At 58.7% G+C, this 18417-nt stretch carries 16 protein-coding genes; 3 read left to right on the forward strand and 13 right to left on the reverse strand.

What is annotated here, in order from left to right:
- Positions 1 to 4 precede the first annotated feature (4 nt).
- The 11 genes from AC50YL_RS21910 to zwf form a co-directional block, all read right to left on the reverse strand.
- On the reverse strand, positions 5 to 181 hold the full coding sequence (locus AC50YL_RS21910; protein ID WP_161746479.1) for a YjfB family protein: 177 nt from the start codon (positions 179 to 181) through the stop codon (positions 5 to 7).
- A 112-nt stretch (positions 182 to 293) separates the two neighbouring features.
- Positions 294 to 1280 (reverse strand): zinc-binding dehydrogenase, encoded by a 987-nt coding sequence (locus AC50YL_RS21915; RefSeq protein WP_494834727.1) that lies wholly within the window; start codon positions 1278 to 1280, stop codon positions 294 to 296.
- A gap of 74 nt (positions 1281 to 1354) precedes the next feature.
- Positions 1355 to 1816, reverse strand: a complete 462-nt coding sequence (locus tag AC50YL_RS21920) for a DUF2269 family protein (RefSeq protein WP_494834728.1) — start codon at positions 1814 to 1816, stop codon at positions 1355 to 1357.
- Positions 1817 to 1975: 159 nt separating this feature from the next.
- The gene (locus tag AC50YL_RS21925) at positions 1976 to 3436 is read right to left on the reverse strand and encodes an ABC transporter substrate-binding protein (protein ID WP_494834729.1); all 1461 of its coding nucleotides are present in this window, start codon (positions 3434 to 3436) and stop codon (positions 1976 to 1978) included.
- Between the two features lie 121 nt (positions 3437 to 3557).
- Positions 3558 to 5498: a ribosomal protection-like ABC-F family protein gene (gene abc-f / locus AC50YL_RS21930; protein ID WP_494834731.1), complete on the reverse strand. Its 1941-nt coding sequence runs from the start codon at positions 5496 to 5498 to the stop codon at positions 3558 to 3560.
- Between the two features lie 128 nt (positions 5499 to 5626).
- Positions 5627 to 5797: a hypothetical protein gene (locus tag AC50YL_RS21935; protein ID WP_494834733.1), complete on the reverse strand. Its 171-nt coding sequence runs from the start codon at positions 5795 to 5797 to the stop codon at positions 5627 to 5629.
- Positions 5798 to 6082: 285 nt separating this feature from the next.
- A complete protein-coding gene (gnd, locus tag AC50YL_RS21940) occupies positions 6083 to 7495 on the reverse strand; it encodes an NADP-dependent phosphogluconate dehydrogenase (protein WP_494834734.1) in 1413 nt (470 codons plus the stop codon).
- A gap of 16 nt (positions 7496 to 7511) precedes the next feature.
- Positions 7512 to 8861, reverse strand: a complete 1350-nt coding sequence (locus tag AC50YL_RS21945; RefSeq protein ID WP_494834735.1) for a glucose-6-phosphate isomerase — start codon at positions 8859 to 8861, stop codon at positions 7512 to 7514.
- 54 nt (positions 8862 to 8915) lie between these two features.
- Positions 8916 to 9581, reverse strand: a complete 666-nt coding sequence (fsa, locus tag AC50YL_RS21950) for a fructose-6-phosphate aldolase (RefSeq protein WP_494834736.1) — start codon at positions 9579 to 9581, stop codon at positions 8916 to 8918.
- Positions 9582 to 9776: 195 nt separating this feature from the next.
- Entirely contained in the window at positions 9777 to 11765 is a 1989-nt protein-coding gene (gene tkt / locus AC50YL_RS21955; RefSeq protein WP_494835272.1) for a transketolase, read from the reverse strand.
- Complete coding sequence (gene zwf / locus AC50YL_RS21960) at positions 11749 to 13275, reverse strand: glucose-6-phosphate dehydrogenase (protein WP_494834738.1); 1527 nt, start codon at positions 13273 to 13275, stop codon at positions 11749 to 11751. Before zwf ends, tkt begins: the two co-directional genes overlap by 17 nt.
- 123 nt (positions 13276 to 13398) lie before the next feature.
- On the opposite strand from zwf, the gene AC50YL_RS21965 reads away from it, so the two are divergent.
- The 3 genes from AC50YL_RS21965 to AC50YL_RS21975 all read left to right on the forward strand — a co-directional run bounded on the left by AC50YL_RS21965 (position 13399) and on the right by AC50YL_RS21975 (position 16384).
- Positions 13399 to 14277, forward strand: coding sequence for a LysR family transcriptional regulator (locus AC50YL_RS21965; RefSeq protein ID WP_494834740.1), 879 nt, complete (start codon positions 13399 to 13401; stop codon positions 14275 to 14277).
- Positions 14278 to 14511: 234 nt separating this feature from the next.
- Complete coding sequence (locus AC50YL_RS21970) at positions 14512 to 15435, forward strand: ABC transporter ATP-binding protein (RefSeq protein ID WP_494834742.1); 924 nt, start codon at positions 14512 to 14514, stop codon at positions 15433 to 15435.
- Positions 15428 to 16384, forward strand: coding sequence for an ABC transporter permease (locus AC50YL_RS21975; RefSeq protein WP_494834743.1), 957 nt, complete (start codon positions 15428 to 15430; stop codon positions 16382 to 16384). The genes AC50YL_RS21970 and AC50YL_RS21975 overlap by 8 nt, the downstream gene beginning before the upstream one ends.
- Positions 16385 to 16521: 137 nt before the next feature.
- On the opposite strand, the gene AC50YL_RS21980 is transcribed toward AC50YL_RS21975, so the two are convergent.
- A complete protein-coding gene (locus tag AC50YL_RS21980) occupies positions 16522 to 16881 on the reverse strand; it encodes an ArsR/SmtB family transcription factor (RefSeq protein ID WP_494834744.1) in 360 nt (119 codons plus the stop codon).
- A gap of 84 nt (positions 16882 to 16965) precedes the next feature.
- On the reverse strand, positions 16966 to 18354 hold the full coding sequence (locus AC50YL_RS21985; RefSeq protein ID WP_494834746.1) for an MFS transporter: 1389 nt from the start codon (positions 18352 to 18354) through the stop codon (positions 16966 to 16968).
- Between the last annotated feature and the right edge of the window lie 63 nt (positions 18355 to 18417).

An 18417-nucleotide genomic window follows, 5' to 3' on the forward strand; every position in this document is an offset into this window, starting at 1 on the left:
CGGGTCAAACGCGAAGATCGAGATTGCCGCCCAAATTCGGCTGCACGCTTTGCTGCATCATTTGGATCAATTGTTGGGATTGCGCCGTAGATTGATCGGTTGCCATCTTGAGCACGCGGATTCCGACGGCTTGCGCCAAACTTCCCTGAGCCATCGATATCGACATCGCGGCAATATCCATGCTTGTTACCTCCTTCCGATTGCGGTATTCGGCCATTCTCCTTCTTTATCGGATAAAGCTCCGACGATAATTACCGTTCCTGCCGATTAATCCGGCCCATTCCACGGCGGCTCTACAACACGACGACGATTTTCCCTTGGACATGCCGCTGCGACAACCGCGTCAACTCCTGCGGCACGTCCTCCAGCGAGATGCGTCTGCCGATCGTCGGGAGGACATTCCCCGCCGTCATGAGCGTCATGAATTCCTCCGCCATGGCGCTCAATTCGCGCTCCGCGCGGTCATCGCCCGCCAAGTACGCTCCGGAGAGCATGAGCTTGTGCACGGTGAACGATTTGTGCGAGGGCTGGAAATCCGCCACCGTCTCCGGCGCGCCCGCGATGCAGGCCAGCTGTCCGCCGAAGGCCAGCATCGCCAGATCGGCTTGCGCCGACTGGCGGTTGATGGAATTCAGCGCGTAATCGACGCCGCGTCCCCCCGTGAGGGCCATCACGCGATCATGCACGTTCTCCGTGTTGTAATCGATGACGGCATCGGCGCCGAGCGACCGCACATAATCGAAATTAGCGGGCGATGCCGTCGTGATGACCTGCGCGGCTCCGAACGCTTTCGCCAGCTGGATGGCATATCCGCCCACGCCGCCGGCGCCCGCATGGACCAGGATGGAGCTGCCCGCTCCAAGCATAATCTTGCGGTTCAGCGCTTGATAGGCCGTCAGTCCGGCGCACGGAAACGCTGCCGCCTCCTCGAACGAGAGGCCGTCCGCGATGCGGGCTGCCCCGTTCGCTTTCGCCAAGCCGTACTCCGCGAAGCTGCCCGGCCTTACGAAGCTGCCGTGGTAGACGACGCGGTCGCCTTCGTTCCACTGCGTGACCCCTTCGCCGACTTTATCCACGACGCCGGCCCCGTCCAAGCCGGGGATGAACGGGTAGATCCAATCGGGATGCCCGTTCTTGGCCATTTTGTAATCCGCCGGATTCAGGCTGGCTGCCTTGATACGGACCCTGATATCTCCCGGTCCGGGTTCGGGAACCGGTAGCTCCCTTAGGGATAACGTTTGGGGCTCGCCTGGCGCTTGCAGGACGATCGATCTCATCATGATAGTCTCCTTTGCTATGTGGGCTCTTAATCTCAAGCCTATCATAGTCGATCCGCAGGCAATCCGCAAAAGGCTCAGAAGCTTTTCGACACCATCAGGTACATGATGACGATCGGCAGCAGCGTCGCGGCGATGCCGAATACGGCCCATTGCAGCGAAGCCCGTTTGTACGCCACGGTGACGCGCCCGCTCTCCACGGAGGCGGCGCTATGCCGGATCATCGCGCGCTGCAGGGGAATCAGCACCGCAAGCCAGATCAGTCCCGTGACGGCGAACAACAGGAGCGACGCCGTCAGCCAATTCATCCCGTGCATCGGCCAATGCGCCTGCTTTGCCATCAATATTCCGGATACGACGATGAGGATGAGGCCGGGAAGCGTAAACGCATAGTCGGCAAGCATGACGGACTTTACCGCGGCATGAATCGCCGCCGGATTCTTCCCGATGTCCGCGCGGACCTTCCAGAAAGCCGCCGTAACGATATTGCCGACGAAAACCACGACGCCTATCAGATGCAGGAGCAGCAGCGTATACATGAATGAATCATCTCTCCTTCTCACTGTTAATTATTGGATGTCTCCATTATATATACCGACCAACGGTTTGTAAATAGTCAATCATGCCCGCGGATAAAAAAAAACGGCTGCTTTCCGAATCGGAAAGCAGCCGCATAGGCTTTTTGACGATGGGTCACGCTATTTCGAAGCGTTCGTTGTCGCGGTTCCCGTGTTCGACGACGCATCGCCTTCGGTCGAGGGCGAAGCTCCAGCGTCCGGCTGGTTCTTCGCCTTCGCCAACTCTTGCGTCATCGACAGCTGCCCCTCGGCCTGCACCTTGTCGAGCGCGGCCTCGACCGACTTTTTCCCGTCGGCGGCGCTCTTCAGCTCTTGCTGGATCAGGCTCCCGAACGTATTGAAGAAGTTCGGCGGCAGCTTATCGTAGTCCTTGTACATATTGGACTGCACCGGCTTCAGCATATAGAAGGCCTGCATGTTGTGATTGGCGTCGTCCTTCAAGTACGTCGTCCGCACGGAGAAGCCGTTCGAGTTGACTTTGGATGTCACCCTCGCGTAGTCTTCGCCCGTAATGTAACGGATGAATTCCTTGGCGGCGTCGGCGTTCACCGACTTGGCATTGATGGCGAAGATTTGCCCGAAGTTCATATTCGTGCTGCCGTCCGGGTTCTGCGGGTCGACGGGAACGGTGACAAGGTCCCAGTTTTGGACGACCTTATCCTTCAGCCTCGTCTGCGCTTCCTTGATCTGATCCAGCATGTACGTGCTTTCGAATTTCATGGCCAGCCTGCCCGCGAGGAACGGATCGCGAAGCATGTAATCTTCATAGGTGGTGGAACCGCTGTTGCCATTGGGATCTTCGACATATAAGGAACCGGATTTCAACGCGTCTACTGCCGTTTGGAAAACCTTCTTCCACGAAGCGGTATTGATCGTGACCTGCCCGCTGGCCGCGTTGAACATCGCCAGGTTCTGGGAAGCGCCGATCGTGGAGCCCAACTGATACGCGTCGGTGTTATAGCCCAAGTTCAGCCCGTAGACGCGCTTGTCCTTGGCTCCGTCCGTCGGAAAACGCTGCGCCAGTTGGAACAGCTGCTCCCAGCTCATCTTGTCTTGCGGCAGCGGAATGCCGTATTTCGCGAATAAATCCTTGTTGTAGAAAATCGCCTGGCTATAGAAGCTCGGGGACAACCCGTACACTTTGCCGTCGCCGAACTGCTTCATGTAATCGATGAGTCCCGGAATGAGCGTCTCCTGATGGTAGTCCTTCTCCGCGATCAACGCGTCCAGCTCCAGAAGCTTGCCGTCCTTGGCGAACTTCGTCAACTGATCGCTGCTCAGGATGAGCACGTCGGGATTTTCCTTGTCGATAAACTTTTGCAGCTCCGCGTCGGGATCCTTGACCGGTTCGTTCGTATAGTTCTGGTTGGAGACGACGGTAAGCTCGACATTGGGATGAAGCGCGGAATACAACGTACCATACTGGTCATAAAAGGACCGTTCGTCATAGTACATCACCTTCAACGCGGACTTCTCGTCGCTTGCATCGGCACCTCCGCCGGTCAAGCTGCATCCGGACATGATCAATGCCGTACCGAAGACGGCGATCGGCGCCAGATGTTTGTAACGCAACCCTTTCAACTTCCCCACTCCCATTCTAAATCGATATTTCTTCCAAATTCAACCTATTATAGCATGGATATTAGCTATAGTATCCTAATATTTCCTTAAAATCCCTTTCTTTCGATCTTGAAGGCGCTCCTCATTCCCCGATTTCCATCCATTCCTCCAGCAGCAGCTCGAGCTTCGCCTGCAGCGCTTCCCGCTCGTTCCAGTCCGCCGCAAGCCGATCCGCATCGGTTGAAGGATCGAGCCGAAGCAGCTGTTCGTCCGTCCGAGCCAGCTTCGCTTCCAAGCCCGCGATCTCGCGCTCGAGCCGCTCCGCGCGTTTCTCGTGCTTGCGCGCATGACCGCTGCTTACGGCCGGCTCGCGAACCGATTGCGGCCGCTCGACCGGCTTCGGCTTGACGCTACGCGGCGAGTCGCCCGGCGGCGCCTCTTCCCGTGCCGAGCGTTCGTCCCGCTTCTCCTTGTAATCGTCGTAGTTGCCATGATACGCCGCAATTCGCCCGTTACTCAGCTCCCATACGCGCTTCGCCAGGCGATTGATGAAGTAGCGGTCATGGGAAATCGCCAGCACCGTTCCCGGGAAAACTTCCAGCGCCTCCTCCAGCGCTTCGCGGGAAGCGATATCGAGATGGTTCGTCGGTTCGTCCAGCAGCAGCAGGTTGGGCTTGCGCCTGACGAGCAGCGCCAGCCGCAGCCGCGACCATTCCCCGCCGGAGAGCGTCGACAGCGGGCTGAAGACCTCGTTGCCGAAGAACAAATATTGCGCCAGCACGCTGCGCGCTTCGCCTTCCTCCAAGCCGCACTCGGTGCGGAAATAGTCCAGCACCGTCCGCTTGTTATCGCTTGCCGGCTCCTGCTGCGCCAAGAAACCGACCTCCACGCGCGAGCCGTGCTCGATGATCCCGGCGTCCGGGCCGCTTGCGCCGAGCAGCAGCTTGAACAGCGTCGTTTTCCCCGAGCCGTTGTCACCGAGCAGCACGACCTTCTCCCCATATAACAGGCTGCCTTCGGCGCTATCCAGAATCACGCGGTCCCCGAACCGCTTCGTCACGCCTTCGAAGGCGACGACCCTGCGGCCGGAACGGTCCTGCATGGTCAACGCGAAATCCGCGGTCCGCTGCTCCATGACCGGACGCTTGACGAGCTCCATCCGCTCCAGCGCCTTGCGAATCGAGGCCGCCCGCTTGAAAAACTTCTCGTTCCCGCCAATGCGTCCCCATTCCTCGAGCTGACGGATCGTTTCCTTCATCTTCTTGACCGCCTTCTGCTGCTCCTGGTATTGCGCGAACTGCAGCAGCAGGCGCTCTTCCTTCTCCTTCATATAGCCGCTGTAATCGGACAGGTAGACGGACGCTTCGCCGTCCTCGAGTTCGATCATCTTCGTGGCGACGGCATCGAGGAAGTACCGGTCATGCGACACGATGACGCAGGCGCCCTCGTATCTTCGCAGGAACGTCTCGAGCCACTCGATGCCGCGCAGGTCGAGATGGTTCGTAGGTTCGTCCAGCAGCAGCAGCTCCGGGCGAACGACCAGCTGCGACGCCAGCACGACGCGCGTCTTCTCGCCCCCGGACAAGCTGCCGAAAGCTCGCCGGTCCCATGACCGGTCGATCTGCAGCCCGCTCGCCACCTGATCGATGGCCGTATCCAGCTCGTAGCCGCCGCCTTGCTCGAACCGTTCCTGCGCCAGCGCATAGCTCTTGAGCAGCCGCTCCATAACGCCGGCGTCGCCGAGCGCGTCCGCGCCGGACATCCGTTCCTCGAGCGCCGACATCTCCGCTCGGACCGCGATGAGCTCACGGAAGCCGTAAGCCAGCACGTCGTAGACGGCGAGCGCCTCGAACTCCGCCGGAATCTGCGGCAAATAGCCGATCTTCAGATCTTTCCGGATGGCGAGCAGGCCCTCGTCGGGCTGCTCGTATCCCGCGATCAGCCGAAGCAGCGTCGATTTTCCGCTGCCGTTGCGGCCGATCAGGCCTGCCTTCTCGCCCTCCAGCAGCTGAAGCGTCGCCCCGTCCAGCACGAGCCGGGCCGCGTGGTATTTTTTTAAATCCTGCATGTTTACGATCATCATGGTCAAGTCTCCTCGTATGGTCGGAAGACACGCGCTCGAAAGCACAAAAAGAGCCGCGGCAACAAGCCGCGGCCCTCTGGACAGATGCCGGATGATCGGCTCCCGGCGTCGGCCGGAAGCGAAAGCAATCACCCGTTCATATGCAATCCGTTGTGGTGGAGGCAGGCGTCTTCTCGCGAATGGTCAATCGTATCGTCGTACATGGACAGACGGATCCCGTTCGCGGAAAATGCATGCACAAGGCCAGCCATGGCAATCGGCAGCTGGCTAATACGGGAATTGACCAAATCGTGATTCACCTACCTCACCTCCTTTTCGTTCGATACCTTCACCATACCACAGCGGGCGGTCCGTTGGCAATCCGCGATCGCCCCCAGACGCGGGAAGCAGGCCGCCGGCAAGCCGGGACCGCGGCTGCCCGCCCCGAATTCATCCGCGATTCCTGCGGGTATTCGCCGTCGAACTTGTCGATCGGAGCGAATCCCGTGAAGAAATCAAAAAGCCCGCGACCGGTGGCCGCGGACTTCGATGGCGTTACGCATCCGATAGAAGACGGATGCGTAACGGTCGAGCATGCTTTTGACTTATTGCTCCATCCATTGGTGATGGAACGTGCCTTCGCGGTCGACGCGTTGGAACGTGTGCGCGCCGAAGTAATCGCGCTGCGCTTGCAGCAGGTTCGCCGGCAAGCGCTCCGAGCGATAGCTGTCGTAATACGCCAGCGCGGAGGAGAATGCCGGAACCGGAATCCCGCTGGTGACGGCGACGGAGATCACTTCGCGCCATGCGCCTTGGTAGCTCTCGACGACGTTCTTGAAGTAGTCGTCGAGGAACAGGTTCTTCAGCGACGGATCGCGGTCGTACGCGTCCTTGATATTTTGCAGGAAGCCTGCGCGGATGATGCAGCCGCCGCGGAAGATCATCGCGATGGCGCCGTAGTTCAGGTTCCAGTTATACGCCTCGGAGGCCGCCCGCATTTGCGCGAAGCCTTGGGCGTACGACGCGATTTTGCTCGCGAACAGCGCTTTGCGGACGGCTTCGATGAACGCGCCGCGATCGCCTTGGTAGCTCGAACCGGCCGGACCGTGCAGCAGCTTGCTGGCGGCCACGCGCTCTTCCTTCATCGCGGAGATGAACCGCGCGAACACGGATTCCGTGATGATCGACAGCGGCACGCCGAGGTCGAGCGCGCTTTGGCTCGTCCATTTGCCCGTACCCTTCTGTCCGGCCGAGTCGAGGATGACGTCGACCATCGGTTTGCCCGTCTCCGGATCGGTCTTGCCGAAGATGTCGGCCGTGATCTCGATCAGGTAGCTGTCCAGCTCGCCGTTGTTCCATTCCGTGAAGATGTCGTGCAGCTCGCTCGTGCTGAGACCCAGCACGTCCTTCAGCAGGTGGTACGCTTCGCCGATCAGCTGCATGTCGCCGTACTCGATGCCGTTGTGGACCATTTTGACGTAGTGGCCGGCGCCGTCTTCGCCGATGTAGGTCGTGCACGGCTCGCCGTTGACTTTGGCCGCGATGGCCGTCAGAATCGGCTCCACGAGCTCATACGCGCTGCGTTGGCCGCCCGGCATGATGGAAGGGCCGTTCAGCGCGCCCTCTTCGCCGCCCGAGACGCCGGCTCCGATGAAGCGGAAGCCTTGCGCCTGCAGGTCTTTGTTGCGGCGCTGCGTGTCCGGGAAGTAGGCGTTGCCGCCGTCGATTAGGATATCGCCTTGGCTTAAGTAAGGAATGAGCTGGTTGATGGTATCGTCGGTCGGTTGACCGGCTTTGACCATGATCAGGATCTTGCGCGGCGTCTCGAGCGATTGCACGAATTCCTCGACGCTGTACGTGCCTACGAAATCCTTGCCTTTCGCTTCCTCGAGGACCTCGTTCGTTTTCTCCGGCGAACGGTTGTACACCGACACCGAGAAGCCTTTGCTTTCAATATTGAGAGCCAAATTTTTGCCCATGACGGCCAACCCGACCACGCCGATTTGTTGTTTTTTCATCGTAACTTCCCCCTTGTCATTCCTGTCCTGTTGCGGATAAACGTTTTTCGAGTTCGGCTCGTTGCGCTTCGAAGCCGGGCTTGCCCAGCAGGGCGAACATATTGACCTTGTACGCTTCCACGCCCGGTTGGTCGAACGGGTTCACGCCGAGCAGCAGGCCGCTGATGCCGCAGGCTTTCTCGAAGAAATACACCATCTCGCCGTACGTGTATTCGTTCAGCTCGTCGAGCTCGACGATCAGGTTCGGTACGTTGCCGTCGACATGCGCCAGCCGCGTGCCGATCGCCGCTTGCTTGTTCACTTCGTCCATCGTCATGCCGGCGAGGAAATTCAGTCCGTCGAGATTGCCCGCGTCCGCTTCGATCGTCCATTCGACCCGCGCCTTCTTAACCGCAAGCACGGTCTCGATCAGGTCGCGCCGGCCTTCCTGGACGTATTGGCCCATGGAATGCAGGTCGGTCGTGAAATCGACGGATGCCGGGTACAGCCCCTTCTGGTCCTTCCCTTCGCTTTCGCCGAACAACTGCTTCCACCACTCGGATACGAAATGCAGCGCCGGCTCGAAGTTCGCCAGCAGCTCGATCGATTTGCCTTTGCGGTACAGCGCGTTCCGAACGGCCGCGTATTGATAGCTCTCATTGGTCGCAAGATCGGGATTGTCGTATTTGCGCGCGGCGGCTGCCGCGCCTTCCATCATGCGATCGATGTCGAGACCGGCTGCCGCGATCGGCAGAAGTCCCACGGCCGTCAGCACGGAATAACGTCCGCCGACATCGTCCGGAATGACGAACGTCTCGTAGCCTTCTTCGTCGGCAAGCTTCTTCAGGGCGCCCTTCGACGCATCGGTCGTCGCGAAGATGCGTTTGCGCGCTTCTTCTTTGCCGTATTTCTTCTCCATGTAGTCGCGCAGGATGCGGAAGGCGATCGCCGGTTCCGTCGTCGTGCCCGATTTGGAAATGACGTTCAGGGAAATGTCCTTGCCCTCGAGCAGCTCCAGCAGATGCGAGATATAAGTCGAGCTGATGTTTTGTCCGGCAAAATACACTTGGGTGTTGCCCTTCATTTGGTTATGGAAGGTATGGGACAACGCTTCGATCGCCGATCTGGCGCCCAGGTACGATCCTCCGATGCCGATGACGACCAGAGCTTCGGAATTGGAGCGGATGCGCTCCGCCGCCTGCTTGATTCTAGCGAATTCCTCCCGATCGTAGGCGAGCGGCAGGTTCACCCAGCCCAGATAATCGGATCCCGGGCCTTGCTTCTCGTGAAGCATGCGGTGGGCAACGCCCACGAACTCGCCGAGGTTATCCACCTCATGCTGCCCGAGGAACGACAACGCGTTGGAATAATCGAATTTGATTGCCATATGGAATCTCTCCTTCTATCCGTTTGTCTCTCTGTATGAAAGCGTGATGCGGTATTAAAGCGCGGTTTTCTTCCAGTCGGCGGCGAATTTCTCCATGCCTTGATCCGTGAGCGGATGCTTGGAGATCTGCTCGATGACCGAGAACGGAATCGTGGCGATATGCGCGCCGGCCATCGCCACGCGCGTCACGTGGTCGGGGTGGCGAACCGATGCCGCGATGATTTGGGCGTTCAGGTTATGCGTGCGGAACAATTCGGCGACTTTCGCGACGAGCTGCACGCCGTCCTCCGAGATGTCGTCCAAGCGGCCAAGGAACGGCGAGACGTAAGTCGCGCCGGCACGGGCGGCGAGCAGCGCCTGGTTGACCGTGAAGATCAGCGTCACGTTCGTTTTGACGCCTTTCTTGGTCAGGTAGCGGCAGGCTTCCAGGCCGGCCAGCGTCATCGGCAGCTTGATGGTGATGTTCTTGTCGTAATTATTGATCTTAATGAGCTCGTCGGCTTGCGCGATCATCTCGTCGGCCGTCACCGCATCCGGCGTCACTTCGGCCGATACGGATTCGACTTCAGGCACTTCGCGGAGAATCTCGGCGATGCGGTCTTCGAATTTCACGCCTTCTTTGGCCACCAGGGACGGGTTCGTCGTGACGCCGGACAGAACGCCTACTTTATACGCCTTTTTGATGTCTTCCAAGTTTGCGGTATCGATGAAAAATTTCATGTTCATTACCTCCGTTTTTTGGGTTGCATTGATTTTGTTAACTTGCTATATGAAACGCGCTCCAGAGTCGCACGAGATCCGGCAGAGCGGGAGGAACGCCGCGCTCCCGGCCCCCCGCCGGCGAACGCAAGTCCAATCGTCCCTAGATGACACGTCCCGCCCGCGCTGCCGTGCCCGTACGATCTGGAAGGCGGTTTAGTTCAGCAATTCCTTCGCCAAACGAACCACGTTGTTCACCGAGAAGCCGAAGTACTCGAGCACTTCGCCGCCAGGTCCCGACGCGCCGAACGTATCGATCGACAGGATGCTGCCGCTTGGTCCCGTGAATCGCTCCCAGCCAAGCGAGATGCCGGCTTCGATCGCCAGACGCTTCGTTACGGAAGCCGGAAGCACCGATTCCTGATATGCCGCGGATTGACGGTTGAACAACTCTCTGCTCGGCATGGCCACCACGCGCACGGACAGATTATCCTTTTCCAGTTCCGCTTTGGCGCCCGTTGCGAGCGACACTTCGGAGCCCGTCGCGATCAGGATGACATCCGGCTTGTCGTTCGTTTCCGCCAGTACGTATGCGCCTTTCGCCACGTCGGCGACGTTGCCCGCCGTCGTGTCGTATACCGGCAGGTTCTGGCGGCTCAGCACCAGGGCGACCGGACCGTCGTTTTGCTGCAGGGCGTATGCCCATGCGCTTGCCGTCTCGTTGGCGTCCGTCGGCCGGATGACCGTCAGGCCCGGAATCGTACGCAGCGCAGCCAGATGCTCGACCGGCTCATGCGTCGGTCCGTCTTCGCCGACCGCGATGGAATCATGGGTGAACACGTACGTGACGGGCAGCTTCTGCAGCGCGGCGAGGCGAATCGACGGGCGCAGGTAATCGCTGAATACGAAGAAGGTGCTGACGAACGGCTTCACGCCGCCGTGCAGGGCCATGCCGTTGCCGGCCGCGCCCATCGCATGCTCGCGGACGCCGAAGTAAACGTTGCGGCCTGCGTAGGATTCGACGGCAAACGTCTGCTCGCCGTTGATCTCCGTCATCGTCGAATGCGACAGATCCGCGCTGCCTCCGAAGATCGAAGGCACGAGCTTCACGTAATGGTTGATGGCGTTGCCGCTCGCGATGCGCGTCGATACGGTTTTGGCCGGGTCGAAGGTCAGTACGTCCTTGGCTTCGATCGCGACCTTGCCGTCGATGACCTGCGCCAATTCCTTGCCGAGCGAAGGATGCTTCGCATAATAGGCGACCAGAAGGTCGTTCCATTCCGCTTCTTTGGCCGCGCCTTGTTGCTTCAATTGCTCGAAATGCGCTCTGACTTCCGCCGGCACGGTGAACTCTTCTTCATATTGCCAGCCGTATACGGCTTTGGTCGCCTTGGCTTCTTCTTTGCCGAGCGGAGCGCCGTGCGCTTTGTTCGAGCCGGCCACTTTGCTGCCGTAGCCGATGATCGTCCGGACTTCGATCAGCGTCGGCTGGTCGGCGTTTTGCTTCGCCGCCGCGATCGCTTGGCCGATCTGGGCGATGTCGTTGCCGTCCTCTACCCGCAGATACTGCCAGTGCGCCGATTCCGCGCGTTTCTGGATATTTTCCCCGAAGCTGAGGTTCAGCTCGCCGTCCAAGGAGATATCGTTGGAATCGTACAGGACGACCAGCTTGCCGAGCTTCATATGGCCCGCCATCGACATCGCCTCGTACGAGATCCCTTCCATCAAGCAGCCGTCGCCGACGAGCGCGTAAGTGAAGTGATCGACGACCGGAAAGTTCTCTTGATTGTACTTGGAAGCCAGATGCGCTTCCGCCATGGCCATGCCGACCGCCATCGCGATGCCTTGGCCCAGCGGTCCGGTCGTGGCGTCGACGCCGTCCGTGTGTCCGTATTCCGGATGTCCCGGCGTCTTGCTGTTCAGCTTGCGGAATTGCTTGAGATCGTCAAGCGATACTTGGTAGCCCGACAGATGCAGCAGGCTGTAAAGCAATGCCGAGCCGTGGCCCGCGGAGAGGACGAAGCGGTCGCGGTTGAACCATTTGGCATGGCCGGGATTGTGGTTCAGCTGGCCGGACCAGAGCGCGTACGCCATCGGCGCCGCTCCCATCGGCAGGCCCGGATGGCCTGAATTGGCGCTGTTGATGGCATCGATGGACAAGGTGCGGATCGTATCGATCGCGAGTTGATCAATGGTTGACGTGATAGGCATAGTGGGTTCCTTCTTTCTTTTCTTGTTGTTCGTGCTTGGAATCGAAGCGCCAACGGAATCCGTCTCTCTCCAGCAGCTCGTCGGATTCGACGGGACCGTAGGAGCCTGCCGCATACGTGCGAAGCGGCACGAGATTTTCTTGGAACGCGTCCAGGACCGGCTGCACCCATTTCCAGGCGAGCTCGACTTCGTCCCAATGCGCGAAGAACGTCGGATCGCCGTTCAAGGCATCGTAGATCAAATTCTCGTACGCTTCCGGCACGTCTTCCTGGCTCGTGTGGAAGTCGATGTGCATCGGTTTGAACTCGCCTTTATGCAGCGGGTCCCGCGTGTTCAGCTGCAGCGTGATGCCTTCGTTCGGACTGATCTCGAACACGAGCAGGTTCGGCACCCGGCTCTCCTCGTCCGTCAACGCGTGCTGGTTCAGCGGTTCCTTGAATTCGATGACGATGCGCGTCGATTTTTCCTTCATCCGTTTGCCGGTCCGAATGTAGAACGGCACGCCGCGCCAGAAGTAGTCGTCGATCTCCAGCTTGGCGGCGATGAACGTATCGTTCGCCGAGTTCTCGGCGATGCCCGGCTCGGACGTGTAGCCGACGACCGGTTGGCCGTTGATCTCGCCTTCCGCGTACTGTCCGCGGATGATGCTGCGCGCGACGTCTTCTTTCAGCAGCGGCATGAGGGCTTCCATGACCTTTCTCTTCTTCGTGCGCACCTCGTCTGAGGTGCTGTGATTGTTCGGCAGGTGGATTGCCAGCATCATGAGCAGCTGCAGCATATGGTTCTGGAACATGTCCCTGACGGCGCCCACGTGATCGTAGTACCCGGCCCGTTCTTCGACGCCGACCGTTTCGTTCGCCGTAATCTGCACGTTGGCGATGTGGCGGTTGGTCCACAGCGTTTGAAGAACCGGATTGGACGATTGCAAAATCTCGAGCTTCTGCACCATCGGCTTGCCGAGGTAATGATCGATGCGGAACACTTCATCCTCCTCGAACGCTCTGCTCAAATTCCGGTTCAAATCGCGGGCGGATTGCAAATCGTGGCCGAACGGTTTCTCGATCATCAGGCGTTTCCAGCCGTCCGCGGAACCAAGCCCGCTGGCTTTGATGTTGTCCGCGATCGTCTCGAAGAATTCCGGTCCGACGGACAAGTAGAACATCCGGTTCGGCGCGGCGCCGAGTTCTTGCTCGCGCTGTTCGACGAGCCGCAGCAGCTTGAGATAATCTTCCGTGCGGCCGATGTCCAGCACGCTGTAGCGGAACGCGTCCAAAAATTTCTGAACGGACGCGGTATCGTTCGCTTCGCGTCTGGAGAAGTTACGGAGGGATTGCTCGACGTTCGCGCGGAAAGTCTCGCCCGTCAGTTCTCTTCTTCCGAGACCGAACACGGAGAAGGCTTGCGGCAGCTTTCCGTCGAGGTACAAATTATACAAGGCAGGGTAGATTTTGCGTTTCGCCAAATCTCCCGTGGCTCCGAACAAGATAAACGTGGTTGCTTCCATTTTCGTTTCTCCTTCCGACAGGGCTATTGTTCAGCTCTGGCATCTCTTTCTTGGTTCAACTATAATACGAATATGACCTATACAAGTAATACATATATTTCACAGGAGCTATAGACCACGTCTATGACCAACAATTTCGAGTTGTACAAGGTTTTTTATTGGGCCGGGAAGACCGGCAGCTTGACGCAGGCCGCCAAGGCGCTGTACTTGACCCAGCCGAGCGTCAGCCATGCCATCAAGCAGTTGGAGGACAGCTTCGGGCTGACGTTGTTTTACCGGAATTCCAAAGGCGTGTCGCTGACCCAGGAAGGCGCGATCCTCTATTCTTACATCGAAAAGTCCCAGATCTTGATCTCGATCGCGGAAGAGAAAATGGCCGCGCTCAAAAACCTCGCCAGCGGCGAGCTGCGCATCGGCGGCAGCGATTCGCTGTTCAAGCATTACCTGCTGCCGTTTCTGGAGGATTATCACGAGAAGCATCCCGGCATCAAGCTGCATCTGAACCACGGCACGACGCCGGAAACCATCTCGTTCCTCAAGGAAGGCCGCATCGACATCGGCGTCGTGCGCATGCCGATCGTCGACGACCAGCTGGAAGTGATGAAGGGCATTCAGCTGCAGGATTGCTTCGTGGCCGGAAGCCGTTATGCCGAGCTGAAGGGCGTGGTGATGTCGATGGAGCTGCTGCTCGAATACCCCATCATCCTGTTCTCGCGCAACAGCCGGGTCCGGGTGGCGATCACGGAATTGTTCCAAAGCTACGGCTACGAGATCAAGCCGGAAATCGAGGTCGGCAGCGTCGACCTGCTGATCGAATTCGCGCGGAAAGGGCTCGGCATCTCTTATGTCACCCGGGAATTCGTCTCCAAAGAGCTCGAAGAGGGCTCCCTCTTCGAAATCCAGCTGGACGTCAACATGCCGCCGTCCCAGGTGGGATTCATGATCATGCGCAACATGCCGCTGTCGAGCGCGGCGAGCAAGTTCATCGAGCTGATCAAGTAGCTTTCGCGCAGCGTCCAGGCGCACGGCGCCAAGCGCTATGACGCGCGCAGGGAGGGTCATGCATACCGAAAAGTCCGCGAACCGGTTCGCGGACTTTTTGGTCGTGCAGCGGGGACTCGGGCGGCGCATCCCCGACCAAAGCCGGGGAAGAAACCACAACGCAGGACGGTTTTTCCATGGGAACACATCCGGTATAGTTCAACGAGAGAACGAATTCAGGAGGTTTTATCCGTCATGTCAGACCCGGTCCTTCAGCTGCGCAACTTAACCAAAACCATCGGCAGGCGCAATATCGTCGATGACCTGACCTTTGATATTCCCGCCGGGGAAGTGTTCGGATTCCTCGGACCGAACGGCGCGGGCAAAACGACGACGATCCGGATGATCGTCGGGTTGATCTCGATGTCGAGAGGCGAAGCGCTCATCAAGGGCGTCTCCGTCCGCCATCACTTCGAGCTCGCGATGACCCATGTCGGGGCGATCGTCGAGAATCCGGAGATGTACAAATTCCTCACCGGCTACCAGAACCTGGTCCACTTCGCGCGCCGGCACGAAGGCGTCACGAAAGCGCGGATCAACGAGGTCGTCGCGCTGCTGGGGCTGCAGAACCGGATTCACGAGAAAGTCAAACGCTACTCGCTCGGCATGCGCCAACGGCTCGGCGTCGCCCAGGCGATCCTGCATCGCCCTTCCCTGCTCATCCTCGACGAGCCGACCAACGGCCTCGATCCCGCGGGCATCCGCGAGCTGCGCGACTATCTGCGCAAGCTTACGAAGGAAGAAGGCATCTCCGTCATCGTCTCTTCGCATCTGCTGTCCGAGATGGAGCTGATGTGCGATCGCGTCGCCATCATCCAAGCCGGCAAGCTCGTGGATATCCGTTCCTTGCAGGAAACGCGCGACTCGGCGCAGTCCAAGATCGTGATCGAGGCCGGCGACCTGCCCGCGGCCCAGCGCCTGCTCGCTTCCGCGTTCGATCCGTCTTTGCTGACCATATCCGGCATCGGCCAGCTCGAACTGACGGCGGACAAATCCGCCGTTCCCCATATCGCGCGGCTGCTCGTCAGCGCCGAGATCGACGTGCTCGGCATTCATGCGGTGCAGAAATCGCTGGAAGAGCAATTCCTCGAAATCACGGGAGGTGAGATGGTTGTCTAGTCTCGGAAAATTGATCCGCAACGAAAACATGAAAATCTATCGGCGCCCCCGCACCTGGCTCATGATCGCCTTCCTCATCCTCGCGATCGGGCTGATGAGCGGCTTGATGAAATGGGATACGGGCAACGACGACCATACCGATTGGCAGCAGAGCCTCTCGCAGCAGAACGGCCAGCTGCAGCAAGAACTCCAAGACAACAAAAAGCTCGACGCGGACGAGAAAACGGATATCGGCAACCGCATCAAGCTCAACGCGTATTACCTGGACCATGACATCGATCCAAACGAGCTGTCGCTGTGGAATTACGTGAATACCTCGGCGTCCTTGATCATTCTCGTCACCATCCTGACGGTCATCATCGCCGCGGACATGATCGCCGCGGAATTCTCCTGGGGCACGATCAAGCTGCTACTCGTCGGGCCCGCTTCGCGATCGAAAATCATGCTGAGCAAATATATCGCCACGATGGGCTTCGCGCTGCTGCTGCTCCTGCTGTCCTTCGCGGCCGCCTTCGGCGCGGGCGGCATTCTCGAGGGCTTCGGCGGCTTGACCCGTCCCGAGCTGTCGATCGCCGCGAACGGCGCCATCCACGAGAGCTCGATGATCGCGGACGCGCTCCAGAAATACGGCTTCGCCGTGATCTCGCTGTTGATGTACGTCACGATGGCCTTCATGATCTCGGCCGCGTTCCGCAGCTCCTCGATGGCGATCGCCTTCTCGCTGCTGTTCATGCTGGTCGGCAATTCGCTCTCCGCCCTGCTGAGCGGCTACGGCTGGGTGAAATACCTGCTCTTCTCCAATATCGACCTGACGCAGTACTTGGCGGGAGCTTCGCCGCTTCGGCCGGAAATGACGCTGTCATTCTCCATCCTGATGCTCGCCGGGTATTACGTCGTCTTCCAATTCGTGGCTTGGCTGCTGTTCACGAAGCGCGACGTCGCCGCTTAGCGCGAGCAAACGCAAAAAACACGCCGAACCGGCGTGTTTTTTGCGTTGCGGTCGTTCGACTGCGTACGGAAACCGGCTGCGTGCGAGCCGTTTCACGGGTTGGAAGGCAGCGGCAGGTCCGGTAACGAGGTACGGAATCAGCTGCGGGAATCATCCTCCAGCTTTCTTCGGAGCTCGTGGATCGCATCCAGCCTATGCTGCTCGTACTTGCGAATCCATCGGCGGGAGATCTCGTCGATCGGCACGGGATTCAAGTAGTGCAGCTTCTCCCGCCCGCGCCATGAGACGACGACCAGATCCGCTTCTTCCAATATCGTCAGATGCTTGGTCACCGCTTGCCGCGACATGCTGAGATGCCCGCATAGCTCGTTTAACGTTTGACCGTTCTTCAGATAAAGCTGATCGAGCAATAACCTGCGGCTGGTATCGGCCAGCGCCTTGAATACATTGTCCATGGTCGAATTATAGGTAACCGTATGATTGCATGTCAAGCCCATAAATGCCTCTCGTGCCCATCCGTCCCCGTGAACGCGAAAAACGCCCGGAAACCCGGGCGTTTGTTTGAATTCTTTCAGGAATGATCAATTCGGTTGCGAGGAAGCCAGCGCTTTTTGTCTTCTGACGTGAGACCGGAGATACATAAACGCGCATCCGATGGCTAAAATAACAATAACCGCCAATCCCCAGTAGATGTTGGTGTAAGCTTGCTTGATCGGCAGATTCTTCTGCCAGGTCAACGCGCTTGCGGACATGGCCACGGCGAACGCCCCGCTGAAAAATTGCAGCAGCTGGAACAGGCCGAGACCCGAGCCGATCTGCGCAGGGATCAGGATCCGCGAAATTTCATTCGACACGCTGCTCGATATGATGGTGAAGCTGATGCTCATCAGAATGTAGATCAGCAAAATCGCGATGTACGAGCTTCCTTGGAACAAGGCGAACAACAGGACCGACAAGAGCAGCGCTATGGGGACGAAGCGGATGATGGTACTGTTGCCGCGCAGGTCGATGATGCGGCCCGCCCGCCTGGATACGAATATCGCCAGGAAGGAGCCCGGGAAGATCACGAAGCCCGCTTCGATCGCGCTGAGTCCGTATTGTTTGACCAGGATTTGCGGCATCAGGAACAACGTCGCGAAGCTGCTGAGATAACCGGCGATGCCGACCGCGCTCAGAATGAGAAACGAACGATTGCGGAACAGCGCCGGGAGCACGAAGGGATCCTTGGCCGAACGGATGCGGAAGCTGAACAGCACGAGCCCCAGCAGACCTGCAATCAGCGCGATCCAGGAATGATTCGTCAGGAAGAGCAGCAATCCGGTCGTACCTGCGCCGATGAACAATGCGCCCAAGGCATCGAAGTTGCCGCTGCGCGGATTTTCCTTCGGTATGAGCACCACGTAGAGCGGAATAAGCAGCAGCGTCAACGCCGTTACCCCGAATAAATAATGCCAGCCCATATATTCGACGATCGCGCCGCCGACGACGGGACCCAAGCCGAGGCCGAGCGAGATGGAAGACATCGTGAGGGCCATGGCTTTGCCGCGGCGCTCGATGGGGACGTAACGGGAGATCAAGTTCAGGGACAGGGCCGCGATGGAGCCTGCGCCGGATGCTTGCAGAATGCGCACGATGATCAGCATGAGGAAGCTGTTGGTGAACAGGCCTGCGATCGCCGCCAGGCTAAGCGACAAGATGCCGATGATGAACAGCTTGCGGATCGGAATAAAGTCGGATAACCGGCTGTACGTAATGGAAGCCATCGCGAACACGATCGAATAGCCCGTGACGATCCAGGACGTCGATGCGCCGGACAGGTGATAATCCTTGGCGACATCCGGCAAAGCCAGATTGAACATCATCGTATTCATAATGACGAGCACGATCGTGAATCCCAGCAGAAGGGTAACCGGACCTTCCTTCATGGTTCCTTGACCGGCATCGATCGATGCTTGCTTGCTTTTTATCATTGGTTTCCCCACCTTTTTATAAAAGAATGATGTCAGGTCTTCGACGCCTGCGTTTACCAAGAA

The sequence above is a fragment of the Paenibacillus sp. J22P277 genome, assembly GCF_059383675.1.